This window comes from Polynucleobacter sp. TUM22923, from assembly GCF_030295705.1.
Classification (GTDB): Bacteria; Pseudomonadota; Gammaproteobacteria; order Burkholderiales; family Burkholderiaceae; genus Polynucleobacter.
The window spans coordinates 609,932-634,319 of sequence record NZ_AP027274.1; the positions used below are offsets into that span (position 1 = coordinate 609,932).

The 24,388-nt window shown below is 47.2% G+C and carries 25 protein-coding genes and 1 tRNA gene; 17 read left to right on the plus strand and 9 right to left on the minus strand.

Going from position 1 to position 24,388, the window contains the following annotated elements:
• Positions 1–11: 11 nt before the first annotated feature.
• Genes hemW through rph form a run of 3 tightly spaced genes read right to left on the minus strand, consistent with a single transcriptional unit; the run spans position 12 to position 2,606 of the window.
• On the minus strand, positions 12–1,244 hold the full coding sequence (hemW, locus tag QUD86_RS03115) for a radical SAM family heme chaperone HemW (RefSeq protein WP_286297969.1): 1,233 nt from the start codon (positions 1,242–1,244) through the stop codon (positions 12–14).
• A complete protein-coding gene (gene rdgB / locus QUD86_RS03120; RefSeq protein WP_286298624.1) occupies positions 1,228–1,827 on the minus strand; it encodes an RdgB/HAM1 family non-canonical purine NTP pyrophosphatase in 600 nt (199 codons plus the stop codon). Before rdgB ends, hemW begins: the two co-directional genes overlap by 17 nt.
• Before the next feature lie 44 nt (positions 1,828–1,871).
• Positions 1,872–2,606: a ribonuclease PH gene (gene rph, locus QUD86_RS03125; RefSeq protein WP_286297972.1), complete on the minus strand. Its 735-nt coding sequence runs from the start codon at positions 2,604–2,606 to the stop codon at positions 1,872–1,874.
• 54 nt (positions 2,607–2,660) lie between these two features.
• Here rph and QUD86_RS03130 point away from each other — a divergent pair, with 54 nt between their 5' ends.
• The 4 genes from QUD86_RS03130 to QUD86_RS03145 all read left to right on the plus strand — a co-directional run bounded on the left by QUD86_RS03130 (position 2,661) and on the right by QUD86_RS03145 (position 6,931).
• Positions 2,661–3,617: a YicC family protein gene (locus tag QUD86_RS03130; protein WP_286297976.1), complete on the plus strand. Its 957-nt coding sequence runs from the start codon at positions 2,661–2,663 to the stop codon at positions 3,615–3,617.
• 96 nt (positions 3,618–3,713) lie between these two features.
• A complete protein-coding gene (gene gmk / locus QUD86_RS03135; protein WP_286298627.1) occupies positions 3,714–4,313 on the plus strand; it encodes a guanylate kinase in 600 nt (199 codons plus the stop codon).
• Positions 4,314–4,357: 44 nt separating this feature from the next.
• On the plus strand, positions 4,358–4,561 hold the full coding sequence (rpoZ, locus tag QUD86_RS03140; RefSeq protein ID WP_100380311.1) for a DNA-directed RNA polymerase subunit omega: 204 nt from the start codon (positions 4,358–4,360) through the stop codon (positions 4,559–4,561).
• Positions 4,562–4,576: 15 nt separating this feature from the next.
• Positions 4,577–6,931 carry a RelA/SpoT family protein gene (locus QUD86_RS03145; protein WP_286297980.1) on the plus strand — a complete coding sequence of 785 codons (2,355 nt, stop codon included), beginning with the start codon at positions 4,577–4,579 and terminating at the stop codon, positions 6,929–6,931.
• 87 nt (positions 6,932–7,018) lie between these two features.
• On the opposite strand, the gene greB is transcribed toward QUD86_RS03145, so the two are convergent.
• Positions 7,019–7,519, minus strand: a complete 501-nt coding sequence (gene greB, locus QUD86_RS03150) for a transcription elongation factor GreB (protein ID WP_286297983.1) — start codon at positions 7,517–7,519, stop codon at positions 7,019–7,021.
• 18 nt (positions 7,520–7,537) lie between these two features.
• On the opposite strand from greB, the gene QUD86_RS03155 reads away from it, so the two are divergent.
• The 7 genes from QUD86_RS03155 to QUD86_RS03185 all read left to right on the plus strand — a co-directional run bounded on the left by QUD86_RS03155 (position 7,538) and on the right by QUD86_RS03185 (position 14,559).
• A tRNA-Arg gene (locus QUD86_RS03155) sits at positions 7,538–7,614 on the plus strand.
• A gap of 89 nt (positions 7,615–7,703) precedes the next feature.
• The gene (locus tag QUD86_RS03160) at positions 7,704–8,891 is read left to right on the plus strand and encodes an ABC transporter permease (RefSeq protein WP_286297985.1); all 1,188 of its coding nucleotides are present in this window, start codon (positions 7,704–7,706) and stop codon (positions 8,889–8,891) included.
• Positions 8,891–9,676, plus strand: coding sequence for an ABC transporter ATP-binding protein (locus QUD86_RS03165; RefSeq protein WP_286297987.1), 786 nt, complete (start codon positions 8,891–8,893; stop codon positions 9,674–9,676). The genes QUD86_RS03160 and QUD86_RS03165 overlap by 1 nt, the downstream gene beginning before the upstream one ends.
• The gene (locus tag QUD86_RS03170; RefSeq protein WP_286297990.1) at positions 9,673–10,605 is read left to right on the plus strand and encodes an MlaD family protein; all 933 of its coding nucleotides are present in this window, start codon (positions 9,673–9,675) and stop codon (positions 10,603–10,605) included. Before QUD86_RS03165 ends, QUD86_RS03170 begins: the two co-directional genes overlap by 4 nt.
• The gene (locus QUD86_RS03175; protein WP_286297993.1) at positions 10,602–11,228 is read left to right on the plus strand and encodes a PqiC family protein; all 627 of its coding nucleotides are present in this window, start codon (positions 10,602–10,604) and stop codon (positions 11,226–11,228) included. Before QUD86_RS03170 ends, QUD86_RS03175 begins: the two co-directional genes overlap by 4 nt.
• Before the next feature lie 14 nt (positions 11,229–11,242).
• The gene (locus QUD86_RS03180; protein ID WP_286297998.1) at positions 11,243–12,028 is read left to right on the plus strand and encodes an SDR family oxidoreductase; all 786 of its coding nucleotides are present in this window, start codon (positions 11,243–11,245) and stop codon (positions 12,026–12,028) included.
• A gap of 59 nt (positions 12,029–12,087) precedes the next feature.
• Complete coding sequence (locus QUD86_RS03185) at positions 12,088–14,559, plus strand: ABC transporter permease (protein ID WP_286297999.1); 2,472 nt, start codon at positions 12,088–12,090, stop codon at positions 14,557–14,559.
• 2 nt (positions 14,560–14,561) lie between these two features.
• Here QUD86_RS03185 and QUD86_RS03190 read toward each other — a convergent pair whose 3' ends face one another.
• From QUD86_RS03190 to QUD86_RS03205, 4 genes are read right to left on the minus strand one after another with little or no spacing between them, the layout of a single operon-like run.
• Positions 14,562–15,101, minus strand: coding sequence for an RDD family protein (locus QUD86_RS03190; RefSeq protein WP_286298000.1), 540 nt, complete (start codon positions 15,099–15,101; stop codon positions 14,562–14,564).
• Positions 15,102–15,143: 42 nt separating this feature from the next.
• Complete coding sequence (locus tag QUD86_RS03195; protein WP_286298001.1) at positions 15,144–15,800, minus strand: DUF3106 domain-containing protein; 657 nt, start codon at positions 15,798–15,800, stop codon at positions 15,144–15,146.
• Positions 15,801–15,807: 7 nt separating this feature from the next.
• Positions 15,808–16,272 (minus strand): DUF3619 family protein, encoded by a 465-nt coding sequence (locus QUD86_RS03200; protein ID WP_286298002.1) that lies wholly within the window; start codon positions 16,270–16,272, stop codon positions 15,808–15,810.
• Positions 16,269–16,838, minus strand: coding sequence for an RNA polymerase sigma factor (locus tag QUD86_RS03205; RefSeq protein WP_286298003.1), 570 nt, complete (start codon positions 16,836–16,838; stop codon positions 16,269–16,271). Before QUD86_RS03205 ends, QUD86_RS03200 begins: the two co-directional genes overlap by 4 nt.
• A gap of 195 nt (positions 16,839–17,033) precedes the next feature.
• On the opposite strand from QUD86_RS03205, the gene QUD86_RS03210 reads away from it, so the two are divergent.
• The 6 genes from QUD86_RS03210 to QUD86_RS03235 all read left to right on the plus strand — a co-directional run bounded on the left by QUD86_RS03210 (position 17,034) and on the right by QUD86_RS03235 (position 23,743).
• Positions 17,034–18,821 carry an acetolactate synthase 3 catalytic subunit gene (locus QUD86_RS03210; protein ID WP_286298005.1) on the plus strand — a complete coding sequence of 596 codons (1,788 nt, stop codon included), beginning with the start codon at positions 17,034–17,036 and terminating at the stop codon, positions 18,819–18,821.
• Entirely contained in the window at positions 18,821–19,312 is a 492-nt protein-coding gene (ilvN, locus tag QUD86_RS03215) for an acetolactate synthase small subunit (RefSeq protein WP_100380151.1), read from the plus strand. Before QUD86_RS03210 ends, ilvN begins: the two co-directional genes overlap by 1 nt.
• A 56-nt stretch (positions 19,313–19,368) precedes the next feature.
• A complete protein-coding gene (gene ilvC, locus QUD86_RS03220; protein ID WP_286298008.1) occupies positions 19,369–20,385 on the plus strand; it encodes a ketol-acid reductoisomerase in 1,017 nt (338 codons plus the stop codon).
• A gap of 23 nt (positions 20,386–20,408) precedes the next feature.
• Positions 20,409–21,056 carry a phosphatidylserine decarboxylase gene (locus QUD86_RS03225; RefSeq protein WP_286298009.1) on the plus strand — a complete coding sequence of 216 codons (648 nt, stop codon included), beginning with the start codon at positions 20,409–20,411 and terminating at the stop codon, positions 21,054–21,056.
• A 24-nt stretch (positions 21,057–21,080) separates the two neighbouring features.
• Positions 21,081–21,944: a CDP-diacylglycerol--serine O-phosphatidyltransferase gene (gene pssA / locus QUD86_RS03230; RefSeq protein WP_286298010.1), complete on the plus strand. Its 864-nt coding sequence runs from the start codon at positions 21,081–21,083 to the stop codon at positions 21,942–21,944.
• Positions 21,945–22,195: 251 nt separating this feature from the next.
• On the plus strand, positions 22,196–23,743 hold the full coding sequence (locus QUD86_RS03235) for a 2-isopropylmalate synthase (RefSeq protein WP_286298011.1): 1,548 nt from the start codon (positions 22,196–22,198) through the stop codon (positions 23,741–23,743).
• Here QUD86_RS03235 and QUD86_RS03240 read toward each other — a convergent pair whose 3' ends face one another.
• Positions 23,744–24,337: a lipid-binding SYLF domain-containing protein gene (locus QUD86_RS03240; protein WP_286298012.1), complete on the minus strand. Its 594-nt coding sequence runs from the start codon at positions 24,335–24,337 to the stop codon at positions 23,744–23,746.
• Between the last annotated feature and the right edge of the window lie 51 nt (positions 24,338–24,388).

A 24,388-nucleotide genomic window follows, 5' to 3' on the forward strand; every position in this document is an offset into this window, starting at 1 on the left:
ACCTCTTTTTATTACAAAAATATTTCTTGTAAATTATTCAGGTAGCGTAGACCTTGTTCTGTGGCTTTGAGTCTGCTTGGATCGGAATCGAGCAAACCCTTCTTACTAGCCTCCTCTAAACCTTTGGCCATGATATTCATCGGTAAGCCAGTACGCTCACTGAAGGTGGCTGCTTCTACACCATCGGTGAGACGTAAAACATTGAGCATAAATTCAAAAGGCAGATCTTTTGCCGCAATAGCCCGCGCTTCAATTAAGGCATTACCAGCAGTTTCCATAGCCTGCATGTAGGTTTCTGGATGGCGTTCTCGCACTTGTCGTGTGATCTGATCTGGAAGAGAAATCTTGCCATGGGCGCCAGCGCCGATACCGATGTAATCCCCAAAGCGCCAGTAATTCAGATTATGTTTGCACTCCTGACCTTTTTTGGCATAGGCAGAGACTTCATAGCGCTGATAACCCGCGGCGCTCAAGAGGGTTAAGTTTTGTTCGAAGATCGCGTCGATCTCATCTTCGCTAGGTAGTTTTGGTGGAAAGCTTGCGAAGTAGGTGTTGGGTTCAAGTGTGAGGTTGTATAGCGAAAGGTGGGGGGTTTTAAAGGCCAGTGCAGCTTCAATGTCCGCCTTAGCGGCTTCTAAACTTTGGTTTGGCAGCCCATACATTAAATCAATATTGACGGATTTGAAGTGTTCCATTGCAATCGCAATCGCACGCTTAGCCTCCTCACCGTTATGTATGCGCCCTAATGCTTTGAGTTGCTGATCTTGAAAACTCTGTATGCCTAGGGAGACGCGATTTATTCCGGATTTTGCAAAAGCAGCAAATTTTTCAGATTCTACTGAGCCGGGATTGGCTTCCATAGTGATTTCGCAATTGGGCTCTAAATTAATACGTGCTCGCACTGTGGATAACAGATCATTCATCCCTTCGGGCGAAAGAAGACTGGGTGTTCCGCCACCAATAAAAATACTATGGACTTGTCTTCCCCAAATGCGAGGGAGCTCTGTTTCTAGGTCAGCAATGAGTGCTTTGATATAGCGTGGCTCATCAAAGCCTTGCGCATTTTTTGGGGCTCCACTCTCTTTGCCACTGATCTCTTTCACCTGATGTGAATTGAAATCGCAATAAGGGCATTTCTTTTCGCACCACGGAAAGTGAATATAAAGCGCAAGGGGTGGCAAGGCCTTCAATTGCGGTTCTTGCGGATGTAAGGACAGGGGAAGGCTATTAGTCAAATTGGGCACGGCGTTCTAATTGGATTAGGAGTTCATGTAAAGCTTGGCCACGATGGCTAAGGGAATTTTTTTGCTCTGGCTCTAGCTCAGCGACAGTTTTGCCAAGTTCAGGTAAAAAGAAATGGGGATCGTAACCAAAGCCATTTATTCCTTTGGCTTCATTGATCCATTGCCCATACCAGCGGGTTTGTACAATTAAAGGTTCAGGATCATGGGCGCTATTAACCATGACTAGTGCGCAAACGTAGTGAACCCCTTTATCTTGGTTGTTCGCTAGGGCGGCACTTAATTTATCGATGTTTGCAGCGCTATCACCATCAAGGCCTGCATAGCGCGCAGATAAAACACCTGGCTCTCCATTGAGGGCATGGGCACAGATGCCAGAGTCATCGGCCAAAGCAGGTAAGCCACTAGCTGCACTTGCGTGACGTGCTTTAGTAAGGGCATTTTCTATAAATGTGTAATAAGGCTCTTCTGCCGAGCCAATGCCTAAGTCCCCTTGCGGAATCACTTGAAAATGAAAGGGCACCAGTAGCTCCTGAAATTCACGGACCTTACCGGCGTTGTTAGAGGCGAGAACTAATTTTTGCAAAATTAAACTAAAAGCAATGTCCACTAGGCTCTGTGCTTTATACCCTATGCCTTAAATGCATCTAGTTGCAATTGCGTTAACTCAGCAATTCCTTGCTCAGCTAAATCTAATAAAGCATTGAGCTCTGGGCGAGAAAAAGCAGGACCTTCTGCGGTTCCTTGAACTTCAATCATGCCACCTTTGCCGGTCATTACGACGTTCATATCAGTGTCGCAAGAAGAGTCTTCGGGGTAATCTAGATCTAATACTGGCGTGCCTTGATAGATGCCTACTGAGATGGCTGCAACGCTGTCAAGAATGGGATCTGATTTTAAAGTGCCGTTCTGAAGGAGTTGGTTGACAGCATCACGAGCCGCTACATAAGCGCCCGTAATAGCCGCTGTTCTGGTGCCGCCGTCTGCTTGCAATACATCGCAATCTAAATGGATAGTGCGTTCACCAAGTACCTTGAGGTCAAACACACTGCGCATTGCACGGCCAATGAGGCGTTGGATTTCTTGGGTACGGCCAGTTTGCTTACCGCGGGCTGCTTCGCGATCGCTGCGGGTATGAGTAGCGCGGGGCAGCATGCCGTATTCAGCAGTAACCCAACCTTCACCAGATCCTTTTTTGTGAGGCGGTACTTTTTCCAAAACGCTGGCAGTGCACAGAACCTTCGTATCACCAAAGGCAATTAATACCGATCCTTCGGCATGCTTGGTAAAGGCGCGGCTGATGGTGATAGGGCGTAGTTGGGTGGGGGTGCGACCACTGGGGCGGTTAACGTTTGAGCTGCTCATCTGGGTTGATCCTAAAAGGTTGGGCAAAAGTCATATTGAATCTACAATGTCCCTATGATATCGAGCATGACTGGTTATGGCAGCGCTTCTCGCCAAGTCTCCCTAGGAGCCGGCGTAGTAGCTGATCTGCAAGTGGAATGTCGGGCTGTGAACAGCCGCTTTCTGGATTTGGGTTTTCGTCTTCCGGATGAATGCCGCGGGGCGGAGCCTGCCTTGCGGGAGGCGGTGACCCAGCAACTCTCTCGTGGCAAGGTCGAGTTTCGGGCTGCCTGGAGAGTTAATGCTGGAGCTGCTGGAGCCGCAGGAGCTGCCGGAGCTGCCGGAGCCCCTAAGGCAAACCCCCATGCCCTAGGCGCTCTCAATCCTGATCGTTTGACCGCCCTGCATACCCTTCAAGAGCAAGCTCAACAAGCTTTTCCAACGGCCGAAGCTTTGCGGATGGCTGATATTTTGCGCTGGCCTGGCATTGTTTCTGAACCTCGGGGTGAAGAAGAAGGCTGGATTGCTGCCAGTTTAGAAGCTGGGCGCGCTGCTTTAGCGGTCTTAATGGAGAGTCGCCAGGCTGAAGGCAAGGCTTTATCTGTTGTACTTGGCAATATCACCAGCAAGATGCGGGAGATCGTCAAAACGATTGAGCCTCAGGTTCCCCAGTATGTAGCCCAGTATCAAGAAAAGTTGACTGCTCGCCTTGCGGAGGCTCTGGCTAGTCAAGAGCAGTCCAAGGGGGGTGTCGAGTTGATGGAGCGCATTCGGCAAGAGGTGGTGCTCTATGCAGTTCGTATCGATGTAGCCGAAGAGTTTGCCCGTCTAAAGACCCATTTACAGGCAGTGGATACGGCCCTTGCAGGCAAAGGTCCTGTCGGGAAGCGTTTAGACTTTTTAATGCAAGAGCTCAATCGTGAAGCGAATACATTGAGTTCCAAATCGGTTTCTGAAGAATGTACCCAAGCTGCTTTAGAGCTTAAGCTGCTGATTGAGCAGATGCGCGAGCAAGTGCAAAATTTAGAGTGATATGAGTGATATGAGTGATATTAGTGATGTAAGTGCCATGAGGCTAAGCCATAGTTGAAGATCAAACCTAAGCTCTCTCCCGCCTATCAAGGCAGTATGTTGATGATTGTGGCGCCATCCGGCGCCGGCAAGTCATCATTGGTTAATGCATTGCTACAAGAGGATGCACATCTCAAGCTGTCCTTGTCGACTACGACCCGTGCGCCTAGGCCAGGCGAAGTGGATGGTAAAGACTATCGCTTTATTAAAAGAGCGGCATTTGAAGCGGAGCGTGAGCAAGGACTGTTTCTGGAGCATGCAGAGGTGCATGGTAATTTTTATGGCACCTCACGCGACTGGATCCAAGCGCAAATGAAAACCGGGCGCGATGTCGTGCTAGAGATCGATTGGCAAGGGGCGGAGCAGATTCGGGGAATGATTCCTGAGGTGCAATGGATCTTTATCTTCCCGCCATCAATTGAAGCCCTAGAAGAGCGCCTGCGTAAGCGAGGGCAGGATGACGAGGCTACGATTCAGAAACGCCTCGCTGCTGCTCACATAGAGCTCCAGCATGCACATGAGGCTGATTTTATTGTGGTGAATGATGATTTCGAACAAGCTTTGGCAGATTTAAGGCATGTTGTAGCGGCTAGTCGCTTGCGCTCAGGCCCGATTATGGCCCGCAACCCTGCGCTTTTGAGGCGGCTTGGGGTCTGATCAGTTATTCTATTGGTATTGCATCTAAATTAAGTGAGTCCAGAATGGCCCGTATTACTGTAGAAGATTGTCTAAAAACCATTCCGAATCGTTTTGAGCTGGTATTGGCGGCCACATACCGTGCACGTCAATTAACTCAAGGTCACTCGCCACGTGTTGAAGCCAGAGATAAAGCAACCGTTGTTGCCTTACGTGAAGTTGCTGCTGGTGTTACCGACCGTGACATGTTGACTAAAGTACCTTTGTAATTCAGGGGTTCCGGTGTGGAGCTCTCCTCAGGCGCTATTGGCGTCCCCATCACATCGGAACTTAACGGTTTAGTCTCGCCTCAAGAGACGGTTAAAGCTGAGAAGCCCTCGATTATTGCCACGATGCTGGCACAGTCCAGTCGGCACTTATTCGGCCCTACCTCAGCCCCTCAACTACCCCTCAAGCATCAAGTTGTCTCCATCGATGGCTTGCTTTCCAAGTTGGCTTATCTCGAGCCAGATGAAGTTACTTTAATAAAAAAAGCCTTTCAGTTTTCTGATGCCGCGCATCTGGGGCAATATCGCCATAGCGGTGAACCTTACATTACCCATCCAATAGCCGTTGCGGAGTTGTGCGCGACTTGGCGCCTAGACGCTCCATCCATTATGGCTGCGCTACTTCATGATGTGATTGAAGATACGGGCTGCACGAAGGCAGATTTACTAGAGAAGTTTGGTGGCAAAGTTGCCGAACTGGTAGAGGGTCTGACTAAGCTTGATAAGTTAGAGTTTCAGAGTCATGCTGAAGCGCAGGCGGAAAGTTTTCGCAAAATGTTTATGGCGATGGCACGCGATGTTCGGGTGATCTTAGTCAAGCTTGCGGATCGTACTCACAATATGCGTACGCTTGATGCGGTGCCGATGGAGAAGCGCCGCCGAGTTGCTGCCGAAACAATTGAAATCTATGCGCCTATTGCCCACCGCTTAGGCCTAAATGTGATTTACCGTGATTTACAAGACTTAAGCTTCCGCTTTTCTATGCCGATGCGCTTTAGAGTAATCGAGGGCGCAGTAAAGCGGGCGCGAGGTAATCGTAAGGAAATGATTGAAAAGATTTTGCAAAGCACGCGTATGGCCTTTGCAAAAGCGGATGTTGCAGTCGATCTTCAGGGCCGAGAAAAAACCCTCTTTAGTATTTATAGCAAGATGCGCGTCAAGCATTTGAGTTTTTCTCAGGTACTGGATGTTTATGCATTTAGGGTAACGGTTCATTCGATCGATGAGTGTTACCGGGCGCTGGGTTTACTTCACGCCCTTTTCAAGCCGATGCCAGGAAAATTTAAGGACTACATTGCGATTCCTAAACTGAACGGCTACCAATCGCTGCACACGACACTGTTGGGGCCTTCAGGCGTGCCTGTAGAGTTTCAGATACGTACAAGCGATATGCATGCTGTAGCAGAGGCGGGCGTTGCAGCACACTGGGCGTATAAAGACGGCTCACCCGATATGAGCGAAGTGCAAAATCGGGCACATCAATGGCTGCAATCTTTAATTGATATTCAGGATAGTAGCGGCGATTCTCAAGAATTTTTAGAGCACGTCAAGATCGATTTATTTCCAGATGCAGTGTATGTATTTACGCCTAAGGGTCAGATCAGAGCCTTGCCTCGGGGCGCTACGGCATTAGATTTTGCTTACTCTATTCATAGTGATTTGGGTAATAACTGCGTGGCAGTCAAGATTAATAGTATGCAACTCCCTTTACGCAGCGAGCTCAAGAATGGTGACATTATTGAAGTGATCACCTCTACCAACTCCCAACCAAATCCTGGCTGGTTGGCTTTTGTGCGCACAGGTAAGGCGCGCGCATCGATACGTCATGCATTAAAAACGAAACACTATGGCGAGTCTTTGCAGTTAGGCGAGCGCCTCTTAGCAAGCGCATTACGCCAACAAGGAGTAGATGCCGGACTGTTATCCCCAGAAATTTGGGAGAAGCTTTTACATTGGACTGGGGATAAAACCCGTGAAGAGGCTTGTGTCAATATCGCCTTAGGCCGACGTTCTGCTCAAGAACTGGCCATTCGTCTGAACATTTTGATTAATGATGATGGCGGTACTGATCAGATGCGTCTGGGCGCTACAGACTGGGTTTCACCTGAACAAGAAATCGCATCTCACCATCATCAACGTCAAGCGATATTGGTAGATGGCCGTGAAGGAAACTCCATTACCTTTCAGAAGTGCTGTCACCCTATACCGGGCGATAACATTATTGGATATCTTGGCAAAGGCGAGGGTCTGCAGGTACACACCAACGATTGCAGCATTGCACTCAAAATGCTTTCTAGGGATAGTGATAAGTGGGTTGAGGTTGAGTGGGGCAAAGACATTAATCGCGAGTTTGAAGTCGATTTAGCCATTGATACCCATCAAGGCAAGGGTGTACTGGCGCGGGTCGCTAGTAGCATTACCTCAGCAGATTCCAACATCATGAATGTGTCTATGGATGATCGCTATAAAGAAGATGCGGTAACCATTCGGTTTACGATTCAGGTTTCTAATCGTCTGCATCTCTCCAAGGTGATGCGTAGCTTACGCACAAATCATGATGTGATGCGGGTGACCCGTACTAGAGTGATCTAGCCCACTGTGGCCATAAGTCCACTAAGTCCACTAAGTTCGCTAGATCGCTAGATCCCTATTATTGAGTGCGTTACCGATTTAGCGGTATCAGCGATATTCAATTGCCAAAATTTCAATTTCCGTAGGCCCAGTCGGGGTTTGAATCTTGACGCAATCACCCAAGCGGGCTTTAATCAAGGCTTTGGCGATCGGTGATACCCAGCTGACCTGACCTTGATCTAAATCCACCTCATCGACTCCCACAATCGTGATGGTAGTTTCCTGCCCAGTTTGAGGTCCTTCTAGGTTGATATAGCTTACGGTGGCTCCAAAAAAGACTTGGTCAGACGCTGCTTCTCCTGATTTGCGGGTGTGGTTATCCACAACTAGGGCAAATTCAAGGCGTTGATTTAAGAAGCGAATACGACGGTCAATTTCCCGAAGGCGCTTTTTTCCGTAGATGTAGTCACCATTTTCTGAGCGATCTCCGTTCGAGGCAGCCCAGTGCACAATCCTGACAACCTCAGGCCGATCATGGTCTAGAAGCTGTAAAAGTTCCGTTTTAATGCGCTCATGACCAACAGGTGTGATGTAGTTTTTCTCTTCCATGGCATAATTATGGCTGTTGCGGCTGTAGCTCAGTTGGATAGAGTACTTGGCTACGAACCAAGGGGTCGTGGGTTCAATTCCTGCCAGCCGCACCACCTCATATTGGGCCTAGTTTAAACACTAGGCCCTTTTTCATTTGTAGCGAATTCATCTTCTTTACATGTAGATCCCTTATAGTTCATACATGAGTATTTCTGTCACTTCTACGCCCATTGCAAGCTCTAGCCCCTCAGTGGCAATATGGAATCAAACGGATGCCCATACTGCCAAGGTCGTGCTTTCCGGCAAGATCGATGCGTACGCATTAGGTGGGGTTTGGACCCAAATCTCTGCTGCACAGAGGGCTTGGTTAGGTCAGGCAGAAAAAAGTAGTACTCCCAATAAAACGCTGACCTTTGATGCATCCCAGATTGCTGCAATCGATGGTGCAGGCATTGCATTTTTGATTGATCTTGAAAGAGCGCAACAAGAAGCAGGCGGCACATTTGAGGTGGTTGGGCTTGATGCACGATATCAGCCACTGTTGCATGAGTTTGATCCAATCAGTCATTTGTTTCCAGCGCCAACGGTTGAGCCCAAAAGAAATTTTGTTGTCAGCACCGGAATAGCCACACAAGGCCTCATCGACGATGCGGTTGGCTTAATTACTTTTACTGGGCACTTAGCATCCGATCTGGTCTGGTCAGTATTCCATTTTAGGCAAGTGCGCTGGGGTGACTTTGTTAATACTGCTGTTCAAGCAGGAATCGCTGCATTACCAATTGTGGGCTTGGTCTCTTTTTTAATTGGCGTCATTCTTTCTTTTCAGGCTGCGATTGGAATGGCGCAGTTTGGCGCAGTCTCTTTTGTAGGGCCTTTAGCGGCCTTGGGCATTGTTCGTGAAATGGGACCGCTGATCACCGCTATTTTGCTAGCTGGCCGCTCATCCGCTGCTTTTGCTGCTGAGATTGGAACAATGACAGTAAACAGCGAAGTGGATGCTTTAGTTTCTGGAGGCTTAAGCCCCATTCGATTCTTAGTAGTGCCTAGAGTACTTGCCGGAATTCTAGTAGCGCCGATTTTGACTTTATATGCCGATATCGTTAGCGTCTTTGCTTCGATGGTCACCATACTCGCTTACGGAGTGCCGTTCGTTAATTTTTATAACGGGATGCTTAACGCAGTCGGCTTAGAAGACATTGGATCAGGTTTGATCAAGGCGACACTATTTGGGGTGGTCATCTCAGCAGTAGGTTGTTTGCGGGGTATGCAAACCGGTACTGGCGCTGCAGCAGTAGGTATCTCTGCCACACGTGCGGTAGTGAGCAGTATTGTGTTGATCGTTTTAGTTGACGGCATCTTTGCATTTATCTCTTATAAGACAGGCTTCTGATGAGTGCCTCCATCACCACGGGCGAACCGGATATTGCGATTGATGTACAAAACCTGACAGTAGGGTACGGCTCTAAGGTTTTAATGCAAAACCTGAATTTCTGCGTCAACTCAGGTGAAATCTTTGTCATCCTTGGAGGTTCTGGTTGCGGCAAATCTAGCCTATTAAAAAATCTCTTTGGTCTTTATCAGCCATTGGAAGGTGATGTCTTAATTGAAGGTCAAAATATCACCAGAGCCCTTGGTGTAGAGCGTCAAAAGATCATGACGAGCTTTGGTGTCATGTACCAGCAGGGTGCTTTGTTCGGGTCCATGAATTTGCTCGATAACGTTACGTTATTTATGCAGGAATACACCCAGCTAACTCAAGATCAAATGGATCTGTTGGCACGTTGTAAATTAGACTTAGTAGGGCTGCTACCTTACGAGTCTTACATGCCAAGTGAGATTAGTGGGGGGATGCAAAAAAGAGCAGCAATTGCTAGGGCGATGGCGCTGGACCCTAAAATTCTTTTTCTAGATGAACCCTCTGCTGGACTTGATCCAATTACTTCTGCTGACTTAGATAGCACTATCATGGACCTGTCCAAAAATCTGGGCATCACCTTTGTGATTGTGTCGCATGAGTTAGCCAGTATTTACGCTATTGCAGATAAAGTCATCATGCTAGACAAGGGTGCCAAAGGCATCATTGCGCAAGGGAATCCTAAGGTATTACGAGATACCAGCAAAGATCCCCGGGTGCATCAATTTTTCAATCGAATTATGAGCAAGGACGCGGTATGAGCAAAAACTCCAATCCCAATTACTTCCGCTTAGGCGTTTTTGTGCTGGCTGCAATCGGCGTATTAATTGCCTTGATTCTCATTTTTGGATCGGGTCAATTTTTTAAGCAATCATTTATGGTGGAGACTTACATTAAGCAATCAGTTACCGGCTTGGATACGGGCGCTGCGGTTCGCTTCAGAGGAGTGAAGATTGGCCAAGTCACCTCGATAGGCTTATCAGGTGTTCTGTATGAAGAGGACATCCCCTTTCAGGAGCGTCGGCAATATGTTGTGGTCAGAATGCAAATCGTTGGTGAGAAATTAAGTGAGAAAAAGATTGCAGAGTTTGTCAAGAACAACTTGCGTGCACGCGTTAAATCGATGGGGATTACGGGCGTCAATTATGTTGAATTTGACTTTGTCTCAAAAGATCCTGATTACAAGCCTTTACCGTACAGTTGGACTCCTGAATATCCTGTAGTTCCCTCATTGCCTAACCAGGCAGATCAAATTCTGACAGGAATACAAAAAATGCTTGAGGCAGTCAATCATTTGGATATCAATGGGACGCAGAAAAAATTCGATGATTTACTGACGAACTTAAATGCGGTGATGGCCGGTGATAACAAGCAGAGTGGTGGTCTTGTAAATTCAGTAAAGGATCTCAATATCCTGCTAGCACGCATGGCTAAGGTTACTGATAAAGATGAATTGAATATTCTTATGCGGGAATTAGTTGGCACGATGGTTGCATTGCGCCAAACGATAACCAGTATTCAGGGTGACACTAGTCTGACTATTGAGAATCTGAAGCAAACTAGTGAGCAGCTAAACGAATTTACTCGAATTGCTAGCCAATCCCCTTCCAGTTTGATTTGGGGTGAGCCACCACCAAAAATTGTGCTTCCTATGAATGGAACCCAAGGACAGTCTGGAGTACAAAAATGATCAAATATCTTGTCAGCGCTCTAGTATTGTGCGTTTTAGTATCTTGTGCACTGCCTACCCGTGCCCCGATTACGCCGAGTAGTTGGTTGCTAGCACCCGAGCGAACTGGTCAGGCCTATAAACCCCGTACTGATTATTGGTTAAAGATTGGCGCTGTGACGGTTGCCCCACCGTTTGATGGAAAGTCATTGGTCTATCGACTGGGTGATCAGCGCTATGAAAAAGACTTTTATAACGTGTACAGCACCATTCCAGCAGAAATGTTTGCAAGTGCTGAGCGGCAGTGGCTCAATCAAGCTGGTATTTTTTCAGCAACATTAGGTCAGGGCAATGGCTTTTTTCCTTATTACACATTGCAAGCTACAGTAAATGCGCTGTATGGTGACTATCGAGTAAAGCCAGAGGCCGTGGTGAGCGTAGAGTTTTTTCTTAGTGTTGAGACTGGCGGCAAACCTAATGCATTGATCGGTGCAAATCAATATACCAAGCGGGTAACCCTGAAAGACAATACCCCACAAGCATTGGTTCAAGGTCAGCAGCAAGCGCTGGCAGAGATCTTTAAAGAGTACGAGGCACAGTTATATCAATATGCTGGTAATCTGCCTAAGCCATTTGGAAATTAATCGTTGAGGAAAATATGAATTTAGGGCTCGCGGGAAAAGTTGCATTAGTGCTGGCTTCAAGCCGCGGTTTAGGTCAGGCTATGGCCGTCTCTTTAGCTCAAGAGGGTGTGAAGGTTGCGGTGACCGGACGTAATGCCGATGGCTTAAAAAAATCAGTTGAGATGATTGAGGCTGCAGGCGGTAAAGCGCTGGCCTTGATTTGGGACCTATCGGATGCTAGCGTAATCGATGGCCTTGTCACTCAAGTAGAGCAAGAGTTAGGTCCGATTGATATTCTGATTAACAATACGGGTGGTCCACCGCCAACGCCTGCTGCAGGTCAAGACCCTGCTTTATGGCAAAAGAGCTTTAATGACATGGTGCTTTCACTAATTGCCATTACGGACCGCGTATTGCCAGGAATGCGTCAGCGTAAATGGGGTCGCATTATTACCAGCACCACATCTGGCGCTATTGCCCCGATCAAAAATCTGGCCATTTCTAATACGCTACGGGCGGCATTATTGGCTTGGTCTAAAACGTTAGCTGCAGAAGTCGCGGCTGATGGGGTAACCGTCAATATCATCATGCCGGGTCGTGTGGCTACTGATCGACTACGTCAATTAGATGAGGCACGTGCTCAGCGTGAAAATATAAGCTATGAGGCGGTAGTGCAGTTGAGTCTGAAGCAAATTCCGATGGGTCGCTATGGTGATCCTAAAGAGTATGGTGATGCTGCTGCATTTTTGGCGAGTCAAAATGCCTCCTTCATTACCGGGTCAGTACTGCGGGTTGATGGCGGTCAAGTACAGGCTGTGTAATTGTCGTGATCCTAAATGGCTTTCAACGAATTCAGAGGAACTTTAGATCTAGTGAGTTAGTGTGGCTCTTGATCGCGCTGACATTGTCAGTTGCCGCCTTATCGAGTGTCAGTTTTTTAGCTGACCGAATGCAGCGTACTTTTCAGCTTGACGCACGCCAATTGCTGGCCGCTGATCTCTTGCTCGTAGCCGATCAGCCTTTGCCTGAGCGATTTTTTCAAGAGGCCAAAGATCGTGAACTGCGGATTGCCCAAACCATTGTGTTCCCCAGCATGGCAACTGCCGGATCACAAAGTAAGCTAGCTTCCCTCAAAGCAGTCAGCGCGCAATACCCTTTACGCGGGCAGTTGCAGGTTTCTGCAACGCCAGTAGCGACTACCCCCTCCGCCATCCTAAGCATCCCAACCATCCCAACCATCCCCACCACTCCTGACAAGGGTTCTGTCTGGCTAGATCCAGCGATGATTGCCAGCCTCAACATCAATGTTGGGGACACGATTTCTCTAGGGGACAGAACCTTTATTGTCTCAGGCGTACTTGAGCGCGAAGTAGATCGTGGGGCTGGGTTTATGAATTTTGCGCCACGCATCATGATGTCTTTAGAAGATCTTCCCTCTACGGGCCTGATTGGTCTGGGAAGTCGGGTGACCTATCGTTTGCTATTGGCCGGTAGTGACTCAGCGATTGCTCAGTACGAGACCTGGGCCAAGCAATGGACTGCGTCAGAGGATCTGCGGGGTCTACGGATTGAAACGCTCGAGAATGCCCAGCCGACGATGCGCAAAACTTTAGATAGGGCAGAGCGCTTCCTGTCTTTGGTGGCCCTATTGACAGCAATGGTTGCGGCGGTTGCGATTGCTTTATCAGCCCGTCGCTATGTCCTTAAGCAGGCAGATGTCTGCGCGGTCATGAAATGCCTGGGGGCAAGCCAAGCGGTCATTCTTAAATCTCAATTAACCATACTGGCTAGCCTGAGTTTATTTGCTGCCATCATTGGCTCTGCTATTGGCTTTGCTATTCAAGAAGTATTGATGCGTATTTTGGGTAATCTGGTTTTGGCAGACTTATCCATGGTGTCCATTTGGCCCGCTATCTGGAGCATGCTCTTTTCTACTTTTTTACTCATCGGTTTTGCTGGCCCCCCGTTATTCAGCTTAGTCACGATCTCACCAATTCGTTTAGTACGAAAAGAGCTTGGTGTTATTAATATCCGGGTAGTGTGGGTGGCACTTTTTGGTCTTACTACTTGCTTAGCTTTAATTGCTGTAGCGGCCCAAGATTGGAAGCTGACTTTCTGGATTAGCCTCAGCTTTGGCCTTGCCGTACTTTTATTTGCAGTCTTAGCTAGTTTATCTTTACGTCTGTGCAGTGCCTTATTTTCAAAATGGGGTGCAAATAATTTTGCTTTGCGGTTTGCTCTTACTTCGCAAGCGCGCAGTGCTGGATTTGCAGTAATGCAAATTACTGCTCTAGGTATTGCTTTAATGGCACTGCTCATGATCTTATTACTTAGGCAAGATCTGCTAGCGACATGGCAAGGCAGTATTCCTGTTGATGCGCCCAATCGTTTTATGATTAATATTCAAGCGTCGCAAAAGGAAAGTATTACCAACGCCCTCAGTACTGCGGGGGTGGATAAGCCCTCTTTTTATCCCATGGTGCGCGCTCGTCTGATTGAGGTGAATGGGGCCGGTATTGTTCCAAGTGATTATGCGGAAGATAACGCGCGCCGCTTAGTGGATCGTGAGTTTAATCTTTCCTATACAGAGCAATTGCCAGAGGGGAACCGTATTACAGCAGGCCGCTGGATTTCTGGTGGAGCTCCAGAAATTTCATTAGAGGCGGGTATTGCGAAAACCTTAAAGCTCAAGTTAGGTGACCAAATGACATTTGAGGTTGCTGGTGAGCGCGTTGTTGCACCGATCACCTCATTGCGTAAACTGGATTGGGGCTCTATGAAAGTCAATTTCTTTGTCATCTTGCCCCCAACACTACTCAGTGATTTACCGCAGTCTTGGATTACTTCTTATTATCAAGATCCTGCCAAAGTGGGGCTAGATTTTCAGTTAGCACAGTCCTATCCGAATCTCACTATTGTGGATGTTGCTTCCTCGTTAAATCAAATACAGAATGTGCTGGATCGACTCTCTTCAGTGTTGTCTTTACTTTTTACTTTCACCATTGCCGCGGCAATTTTAGTGTTGGTGTCTGCTATTGCTGCTACTCAGGATGAGCGCTTTAGAAGTGCTGCTTTACTTAAAGCAGTGGGAGCATCACGCCGCTTACTAGGCAGAATCGCGATCACTGAGCTCTTATTAATTGGTGTTTTGGCTGGCGCCTTGGCTGGCCTCGCTGCTGGTATTGCCGCTTGGGCTTTAGGGCGCTTTGTTCTAGAAATTGAATTCAATGCTTTTGCGCAATCTTTAGGCATGGGAATTGTGTTTGGGGTTACTGCATGCCTTCTAGCGGGCTATCGCTTTCAGAAAAGAATCCAAAATGCTACTGCGATGGAATGCTTACGTGAGATTTAGTTTTAGACGAGCGTAACTAGGTTTTTGGGCAACTCGACTAAACGTGTTTTAGAGAGGCGGTCTGGAAAACTTTGACGTGACAAAGGATTTACTCGATCTAAATAGATAGTCACTGGCCATAGAAATAGTGCAACAACAAAAAGCATCTCAATAATTTGCCATTGATGTAGCTCCAAGATCCATTGTAAAAGTACGCAAGGAGCAATCCAAAGTGAACCAAGGACATAGCGCCAGATTGCCTGCCTACGCGTTAAATTCAATCCATTGAGATCAATCATGCGGATTCGCCAAGTTTGCATGGCCAACGTTTGGCCTGACTTAGTCCAGTACCAAACGAAGTAGACGCCCAGAACAAGATATAAATACAAAAAGGAAAGCCAGCTAGGTAGCGCGATATTAAAAAGAATGCCCAGGCCTAAATTTGGCAGTAAAAAAGTAAGGGCAATGACCCCTAGCAATACCAGTTGCTCATACAACGCACAAAATACGCGTCGCCAAAATTGCGGTGAAGGCAGGGCATGGAGTTCAGTTGGAGTCATCATGACTTATGGAGTGTTCAAGGCGGAGTGCTTAAGGCGGAGAGCTTAAGGCGTAGTGCTGGCGCCGCCACTACTATTGTTAGTGACGTTGTCATTACTTGTATTAGGCGCATTTTCTGGCGGAGCCTGAATGGTGGCTGGCAAAGTGGGAGCTACGATTGATTTTTGACTGACAGCATGTTGTTGCAATGTAGGTGCGTTAACTGCCGTTGGCTTTTTTTTATTGAGTTCCTGCTGGGCTAGCTTTTTCTTTTGCTCATCACTGAGCTTTTGATAGGCACTCCATGCCTCTGCTTTTTGTTCGGCAGGGAATTTGAGGCTAGTAAGGTAATTTTCACGAGCGAGCCGGCGATCTTTTTGGGATAAATTTGACCACCCCATCATGCGAGATTGCAGTCGCTGCTGATCCGCCTGGCTCATTTTTGGGTAGAGATTAGAAACCTGAATCCACTTTTTGCGGCTATCGGGAAGCATGTAGTCCCAATCATCTTCCAGAGGCGCCAGAATTTTTTGTTGTTCAGGCTTTAAGCCCTCCCAAGTGCCATCGGGCTTCTTTTCAGGGGTGCTCACTGCTTTTACATGTGCACCAGCCGTGCTTTGGGCATAAGCGCAGTTGCTTGCACTGAGTCCAGATACAGAAAGCATCAGTATCAACAGTGCATTGATAGCAACTGCGGTTCTTAGTGGTTTCAATGACTTCAAAATAAGTTTATTTAGATAGATCCGAGCTGGATTTATCGGCGTCGGCAGGGGCGCCATTCTTTAGGAAGCCCAAAAAGCCGCTATCAGCGTAGGCATCTGGGGGCACTTCATCCGTTAATAGCGCTGCATCGAGCTCAGCAATATCGTTGATACGTGAATCTTGCTGCCATTGGGCGATACCGATCATGCCGAACACTAAAACGATTAGCGGGGCAATCCAGCCAACGTTATTCCAAAAAGAGCGAGAGCCTGATGTTGGAGACCATTTACCCGTGATGCCAGCCAAAACAGGCTGTTGGATACGAATCTTTTCTGGTTTTTTAACAGAAAGTGCCTTTAAACGCGCGGCGTAAAGGCGATCTTTGATGCCGGCTGGCAGGGATTGAGATCCATAATTTAAAAGGGCGGCAGTAGCCAGGCCAAATTGGTCGACTTCATTTGGGTCTAGGATGTCTTCATTAGTCCGGTTCACAGCGTAATTCCTTTTAATTTCAATGCTTTAGCTAGAGCCTGAGTGGCTCTTGAGCAGTGGGTTTTGACGCTTCCTTCGCTACAACGCATGGCAAGGGCAGTTTCAGTAATACTGAGCTCATCCCAATAACGCATCAGGAAGGCTTCTCGTTGACGGGCGGGCAATTTTGATATTTCTGACTCCAGTGCCTGCAATAGCTGACTTCGCTCTAGTCGATATGCCCCATCTTGGTGAATTTCACTGTCATCTGGCGCTGAAAGCGACTCCAGGGGGTCAAAATCATCACTTTCATCGAGCTTCTTGCCCATATTGGAGAAGAGTGTAACCCAGGTATTGCGAACCTTTTGACGTCTAAACCAGTCATGAATGCGGTTTTGTAGGATTCTAGTAAATACCAGCGGGAGTTCTGCTGCCGGGCGATCCCCATATTTTTCCGCCAACTTGATCATGGCATCTTGAACAATGTCTAAAGCCGCATCGTCATCACGGACGGCATAAACCGCCTGCTTGAACGCACGCTGCTCAATGCCGCTTAGAAAGTCGGAAAGCTCTTGGGGTGAAGCCATTAAACGGATTAGACCTGAATCAGGAGGAATTGGCCCATATTGGGGGTTTGCTATAGAATATACGGCTTACTACCTAGAATTTCATTTACGAAATGGTTTTTTTGGTAGCAGCGCCGCTCGAACTCAGGCCACAAGCAAGAGACAGAGCAGACCAATCAATTTTTTGCCGAAAATTGCAAAGGACGAAAGAGAAAAATGAATACAAGCAGCGCAGAATTTTTAGCCAGTCAGGCTAACAAAGACACAACAAATCCCAATTCCGTAGAGCCGGCCCCAGAAATCATTGGTGCCGAGATGCTTGTGCGTGCACTGCATCATGAGGGAGTCGAATTTGTTTGGGGTTACCCAGGCGGTTCCGTACTCTTCATTTACGATGAAATTTTTAAGCAGGATAAGTTCGAGCACATCTTAGTGCGTCACGAGCAAGCAGCAGTCCATGCAGCCGATGGCTATGCGCGTGCTACCGGTAAGGTAGGCGTTGCCCTAGTTACTTCCGGTCCTGGTGTTACTAATGCCGTCACTGGTATTGCTACTGCCTACACCGATTCGATCCCTTTGGTGATCATTAGCGGTAACGTGCCTACTTACGCCATTGGTGAAGATGCTTTTCAAGAGGCTGACACGGTTGGCATTACCCGGCCAATAGTCAAACATAACTTCCTAGTGAAGGATGTAAAAGATCTTCCGCTGGTACTGAAAAAAGCTTTTCATATTGCGCAGACCGGTCGTCCAGGCCCAGTCTTAATCGATATCCCTAAGGATATTTCTGCTGCGAAAGGCCCTTTTGTTTATCCAGAAACGCTAGAGATGCGTTCGTATAACCCAGTGGTAAAGGGCCATAGCGGACAAATTCGTAAAGCAGTTTCTTTATTGCAAGAAGCAGAGCGCCCTTATATTTATACCGGTGGTGGTGTGATTCTGGCAGATGCTGCCCCTGAATTAAAAGCCTTTGCTGACTTACTGGGCTACCCAGTGACCAATACCTTAATGGGTCTTGGTGGATTCCCCGGCACTAGCCCACAATTTTTGGGTATGTTGGGAATGCATGGAACCTACGAAGCCAATATGGCGATGCAGCACAGTGATGTGTTGATTGCAATTGGCGCACGCTTTGATGACCGCGTGATTGGTAACACAGCTCACTTTGCTAGTAATCCCCGTAAGATCATTCACATTGATATTGATCCTTCAGTAATTTCTAAGCGGGTAAAAGTGGATGTGCCTATTGTTGGCAACCTCAAGGAAGTATTGCAAGAGATGACCGCTCAGCTCAAAGCTGCCGGTCCTCGCAAAAATGACGCGAAAATAGCTGCATGGTGGGATCAGATTAACGAGTGGCGTAAAAAAGATTGCTTAAAGTACGACGAAGCCTCTCAGATTGTGAAGCCGCAATACGTTGTTCAAAAGCTATGGGAGCTTACGGGCGGCGATGCATTTATTACCTCTGACGTAGGTCAACATCAAATGTGGGCTGCGCAGTTCTATAAGTTTGATAAGCCACGTCGCTGGATCAACTCTGGTGGCTTGGGCACTATGGGTGTTGGCTTGCCTTACGCTATGGGTATCAAGAAGGCATTTCCGGATAAAGATGTTTTTGCCATTACTGGCGAAGGATCTATTCAGATGTGTATTCAAGAGCTTTCTACCTGTAAGCAATACAACACACCGGTGAAGATTGTTTCTTTAAACAACCGCTACCTTGGTATGGTGCGTCAATGGCAAGAGTTGACTTACAACAAACGTTATTCCAGCTCGTACATGGATTCATTGCCGGATTTCGTTAAGTTGGCCGAAGCCTTTGGACACGTTGGTATGCGTATTGAGAAAAAATCCGATGTCGAAGGTGCGCTCAAAGAAGCTATTCGCTTAAAAGATCGTACGGTATTTATGGATTTCCAGACTGACCCAGAAGAAAACGTTTGGCCAATGGTTCAAGCGGGTAAGGGTATTACTGAAATGCTCTTGGGTAGCGAGGAACTGTAATGCGACATATTATTTCTGTACTGATTGAAAACGAGCCGGGTGCTTTATCACGCGTGGTGGGATTATTTTCTGCTCGTGGTTACAACATTGAGTCTCTGAGCGTCGCTCCTACTGAAGATCCTTCACTTTCTCGCATCACGATTGTGACTTTTGGGTCTGATGATGTCATCGAACAAATCACCAAACATTTGAATCGCTTAGTTGAAGTGGTGAAAGTGTTTGATTTGAGCGAAGGTCCTCATATTGAGCGTGAGCTAATGATGATCAAGGTACGCGCTGTAGGCAAAGAGCGTGAAGAGCTTAAACGTACAACGGATATTTTCCGTGGTCGCATCATCGATGTGACAGACAAGAGTTACACCATTGAATTAACTGGTGACGGAAGTAAATTAGATGCCTTTATTGATTCGATTGATCGTGCATCGATTCTGGAAACCGTTCGTTCAGGCGGTTCTGGTATCGGGCGCGGCGAGCGAATTTTGAAGGCATAATTTTTTTTAACTGATTCATTACAGTATTACTACTTATTTCAATACAAGGAAAGAGCATGAAAGTTTTTTACGATAAAGATGCGGATTTATCCCTGATCAAGGGCAAAAAAGTAACCATCATTGGTTACGGTTCACAGGGTCACGCACACGCATTGAACCTCAAAGACTCAGGCGTCAATGTAACCGTTGGTTTGCGTAAAGACGGCGCTTCTTGGAGTAAAGCAGTAAACGCTGGTTTGACAGTAAAAGAAGTAGCTGAAGCAGTAAAAGATGCCGACGTTGTAATGATGCTATTGCCAGATGAGCAAATTGGCGATGTTTACAGTAAAGAAGTGCATGGCAATATTAAGCAGGGCGCTGCACTTGCTTTTGCTCATGGATTTAACGTGCATTACGGTCAAGTTCAGCCGCGCGCTGACTTAGATGTCATTATGATTGCCCCTAAGGCTCCTGGACATACCGTTCGTGGCACCTATGCACAAGGTGGCGGCGTTCCCCATTTAATCGCTGTGTACCAAGATAAATCTGGTTCAGCACGTGATGTTGCTTTGTCATACGCGACAGCCAATGGCGGCGGTCGTGCCGGCATCATCGAGACTAACTTCCGCGAAGAAACAGAGACTGATTTATTCGGTGAGCAAGCGGTTCTATGTGGCGGCGCTGTCGAGTTGATCAAAGCGGGTTTTGAGACTTTAGTAGAAGCAGGTTATGCCCCTGAGATGGCTTACTTCGAGTGTTTGCATGAACTCAAGTTAATCGTGGATTTAATCTACGAAGGTGGCATTGCTAACATGAACTACTCTATCTCTAATAATGCAGAGTATGGTGAGTATGTCACTGGCCCACGCATCGTTACTGAAGACACTAAAAATGCAATGCGTCAGTGCTTGAAAGATATTCAGACTGGCGAATACGCCAAGAGCTTTATCTTGGAAAACAAAGCAGGCGCGCCTACGTTGATTTCTCGTCGTCGTTTAAATGCAGAGCATGACATCGAAGTAGTCGGCGCTAAGTTGCGTGCGATGATGCCGTGGATTGCTAAAAACAAATTAGTCGACCAGACTAAGAACTAAAACCGAAAAGGCTCAGAACAAAGATGATGTATCCGCACCCCATTATTGCAAGAGAAGGTTGGCCGTATTTGGCTTTAGTGGGGGGTGTTACGTTGCTAGTTCACTTTCTTGGTGGTTTTGCTTGGTCTTGGCCACTTTGGATTATTTTCTTCTTTGTTCTGCAGTTCTTTCGTGACCCCCAACGTATTCCTGCATTAGGCCGTGATCTGGTTTTATCGCCAGCAGATGGCCGCATCGTTGTGGTGGAAAAAACCAATGATCCATACGCAGGTCGTGAAGCACTGAAAATTAGTGTGTTCATGAACGTCTTTAATGTCCATTCGAACCGAAGTGGTGTCAATGGTCTAGTGAAAGAGATCCAGTATTTCCCCGGTAAATTTGTTAATGCGGATTTAGATAAAGCTTCTACAGAGAATGAGCGCAATGCGGTGGTGATTGACGCCAACGGGCAAATTGTGACCCTTGTTCAGGTGGCCGGTTTAATTGCTCGTCGCATTCTTTGCTATACCCACGTAGGTGACCGACTCACTGCGGGTGAGCGCTATGGCTTCATTCGTTTTGGTTCTCGAGTCGATGTCTACCTTCCTCTGACTGCAGAGCCTTTGGTGAGTGTCGGCGATAAGGTATTTGCTACCAATACTGCCTTAGCTCGCGTGCCTGGCTTGGATTAATCTAGTACTGTTACCGGAGCTACTTTGTCAACATTTCGCCGTCGTGGTCGCATCGATCGTAGTCGTCTTTCCTCAAAGTCCGCTGAGCGTAACCAGGATGACTGGGCGGAAGACCTTGGTGATGCAGTAGATTTTGAAGTAGAAGAGCTGCACGAAGGAAAGCCGCGTAAGCGTAGTAAGGGCATCTACCTTTTGCCCAATGCATTTACAACTGCGGCACTATTTTGTGGATTTTTTGCCATCGTCAATGCGATGAATCACCAGTTTGAGACTGCCGCGATTGCTATCTTTGCCTCGCTCGTTCTCGACGGCATGGATGGCCGCATAGCGCGTATGACAAATACCCAAAGTGCTTTTGGTGAGCAGTACGATTCTTTAGCTGACATGGTTTCTTTTGGGGTGGCCCCTGCTTTAGTGGCATATGAGTGGGCACTGAAGGATATGGGTAAGTTAGGCTGGCTCGCTGCCTTTACTTACTGTGCGGGTGCAGCTTTGCGCCTGGCACGCTTTAATGTCAACACTACAGTCGTCGATAAGAAGTTTTTTCAGGGCCTGCCAAGTCCTGCCGCTGGCGCTTTGATGGCTGGCTTTATCTGGCTGGCGGACGACAACAAAATCCCGGTACGCGATACTGCTATCCCTTGGATCACCTTCTTTTTGGCTATCTACGCTGGTTTGACGATGGTTTCTAATGCTCGTTTTTATAGTGGAAAAGCGCTGGATGTACGCTACCGCGTGCCCTTTGGTGTGATGGTGTTGATGATCCTCACCTTTGTATTGATCTCTTCCAACCCGCCTCTTACCTTATTCGGTTTATTCGTTATTTACTCGATTTCAGGTTATGTCATTTGGGCCTGGGAGCGCTTTAGTGGGCGCCGTATTAGCTAAGCTCTGGTAAAGATTTAGCTAATTACAAATAATTGGGTTATATTGAAAGCATGTTGATCCATTCCTACCCCTTACATGAGCTCCTTCTTCTGGCGCTAAGCTTACAGCTTGGGGCAGGTAAGGCCTGAGTTAATGAGATTGAAATAATTCATTAACCACCAAATACCAGCCCCAGCTTATAGCTGGGGTTTTTGTTTTAAAGAACGTAGTATTAAAAAATATCCAAAGCAATATTGAACCGGAGAGTAGTGATGAGCGATAAAGTAATCATTTTTGACACCACCTTACGTGATGGCGAGCAATCCCCTGGCGCCTCAATGACAAAGGATGAAAAGGTTCGCATCGCTCGCCAACTAGAGCGCTTGAAAGTGGATGTCATCGAAGCTGGTTTTGCAGCCAGCTCTGAGGGTGATTTTCAGGCGATCTCGGCGGTAGCCGCAGCCATTAAAGATTCAATTGTGTGCTCACTTGCACGTGCCAACGATAAAGACATCACCCGTGCAGCGGATGCTTTAAAGGCAGCCAAGGCTAAGCGGATCCATGCCTTCTTGGCTACTAGCCCATTGCATATGGCAGTGAAATTGCGCATGTCTCCTGAGGAAGTATTGGAGCAAGCAAAACGATCTATTCGTTTTGCCAGAAACTTGGCTGATGATGTGGAGTTCTCTGCAGAAGATGGCTATCGTTCAGAGATGGATTTTTTATGCAGAGTCGTTGAGGCCACCATCAAAGAGGGCGCTTCTACGATCAACATTCCGGATACAGTGGGTTATGCCACTCCGGAGTTGTATGGCGAATTTATTAAAACCTTGCGCACGCGCGTCCCCAATTCCGATAAAGCAGTATGGTCAGTGCATTGTCATAATGATTTAGGTATGGCGGTGGCCAACTCTTTGGCAGGAGTCAAGATAGGTGGAGCGCGTCAAATTGAGTGCACGATTAATGGTTTGGGTGAGCGAGCTGGTAATACTGCCTTAGAAGAAATTGTCATGGCCTTGCGTACACGTAAGGATTACTTTGATATGGTTTGCGGCATCGATGCAAGTCAAATTGTTCCATCATCGAAGTTGGTTTCTCAAATTACTGGCTTTGTCGTTCAGCCCAATAAAGCGGTTGTTGGTGCTAATGCATTTGCACATGCCTCAGGCATTCATCAAGATGGCATTTTGAAGAATCGCGAGACATATGAAATCATGCGTGCAGAAGATGTAGGTTGGGCTGCCAATAAGATCGTATTGGGCAAGCTATCTGGCCGTAACGCCTTTAAACAGCGTTTACATGATTTAGGAATTACTGTTGAAGCCGAGTCAGATTTAAATGACGCTTTTGTACGCTTTAAGACATTAGCTGATCAGAAAGTGGATATATTTGATGAGGATATTATCGCCATCATGTCAGATTCTGCGACAGCGGAAGCGGGTGAGCATTACCACTTTGTTGCTTTAAGTCAGCATTCTGAAACTGGTGAGCGTCCAAAAGCTAAAGTGACTTTTAGGATGGGTGATCAAGAGGTCAGTTCTGAGGCAGAGGGTAATGGCCCAGTGGACGCTAGCTTAAACGCAATTGAGGCGCTAGCCAAGAGTGGGGCTGAGCAGCTGCTTTACTCTGTGAACGCCATTACTTCTGGTACGCAGTCACAAGGTGAGGTTACTGTACGCCTGACCAAGGGCGGGCGCATTGTGAATGGCGTTGGCACTGATCCAGACATTATTGCTGCTTCTGCTAAGGCCTATTTATCGGCCCTAAACAAGCTGCATGATCCTAGCTTAGCCAAGATCAACGCCCAGATGACGCCCTAATTAATTTAGGGTGCTGTCTTTGTAGTACTTGGTTCCTTTGCCCGTGATTTCGGCTGCAAGTCCAGAGTCGGTTAGCTGGTACATCAACACGCCAGGAGCGACAACCGTAGCGTCTTGATAGGCAGCGCCATCATTTTGATACTTAGCGGCAGCAGTAACCTGCCCACCAAAAGTCCAGCCTGAGTTGATAAAGTCGTTCATTGCGGCAGCTGTTTGAAATACAAATATATTCTGAAATGACTTGATTCCAAGTCCGAGCCCAGCTTGGATTTCAGCCATATTCATATAGACTGCTTTTTTACTTGCGTTGTTAATGACTACACCACTACCGGTGCCGCCACCTGCAATTAAGATCTTCATGCCAAAATTACTGAAGGTCGCATAACCTGCCGATCTATCAATAGCCTCTCGTGCTTTTGGCGATGTTTTATAGAGCTGCTCCAGTATGGCTTGATTCTTTTTCAGAATATCTTCCCGTTGCGCAGGGATACTCTTATCCGAGGCAAACGGATTGGAGAACTGGGCAGATGCCCCTAATGGGCAAAGTAGGGCTAGCCCTAGAGCTAGTATGCGAATAGATTGGAGTTTGGTCATTGTCTAATTTGATTCATTATTAAGAATATTCATAGTGATACAACTTTATAA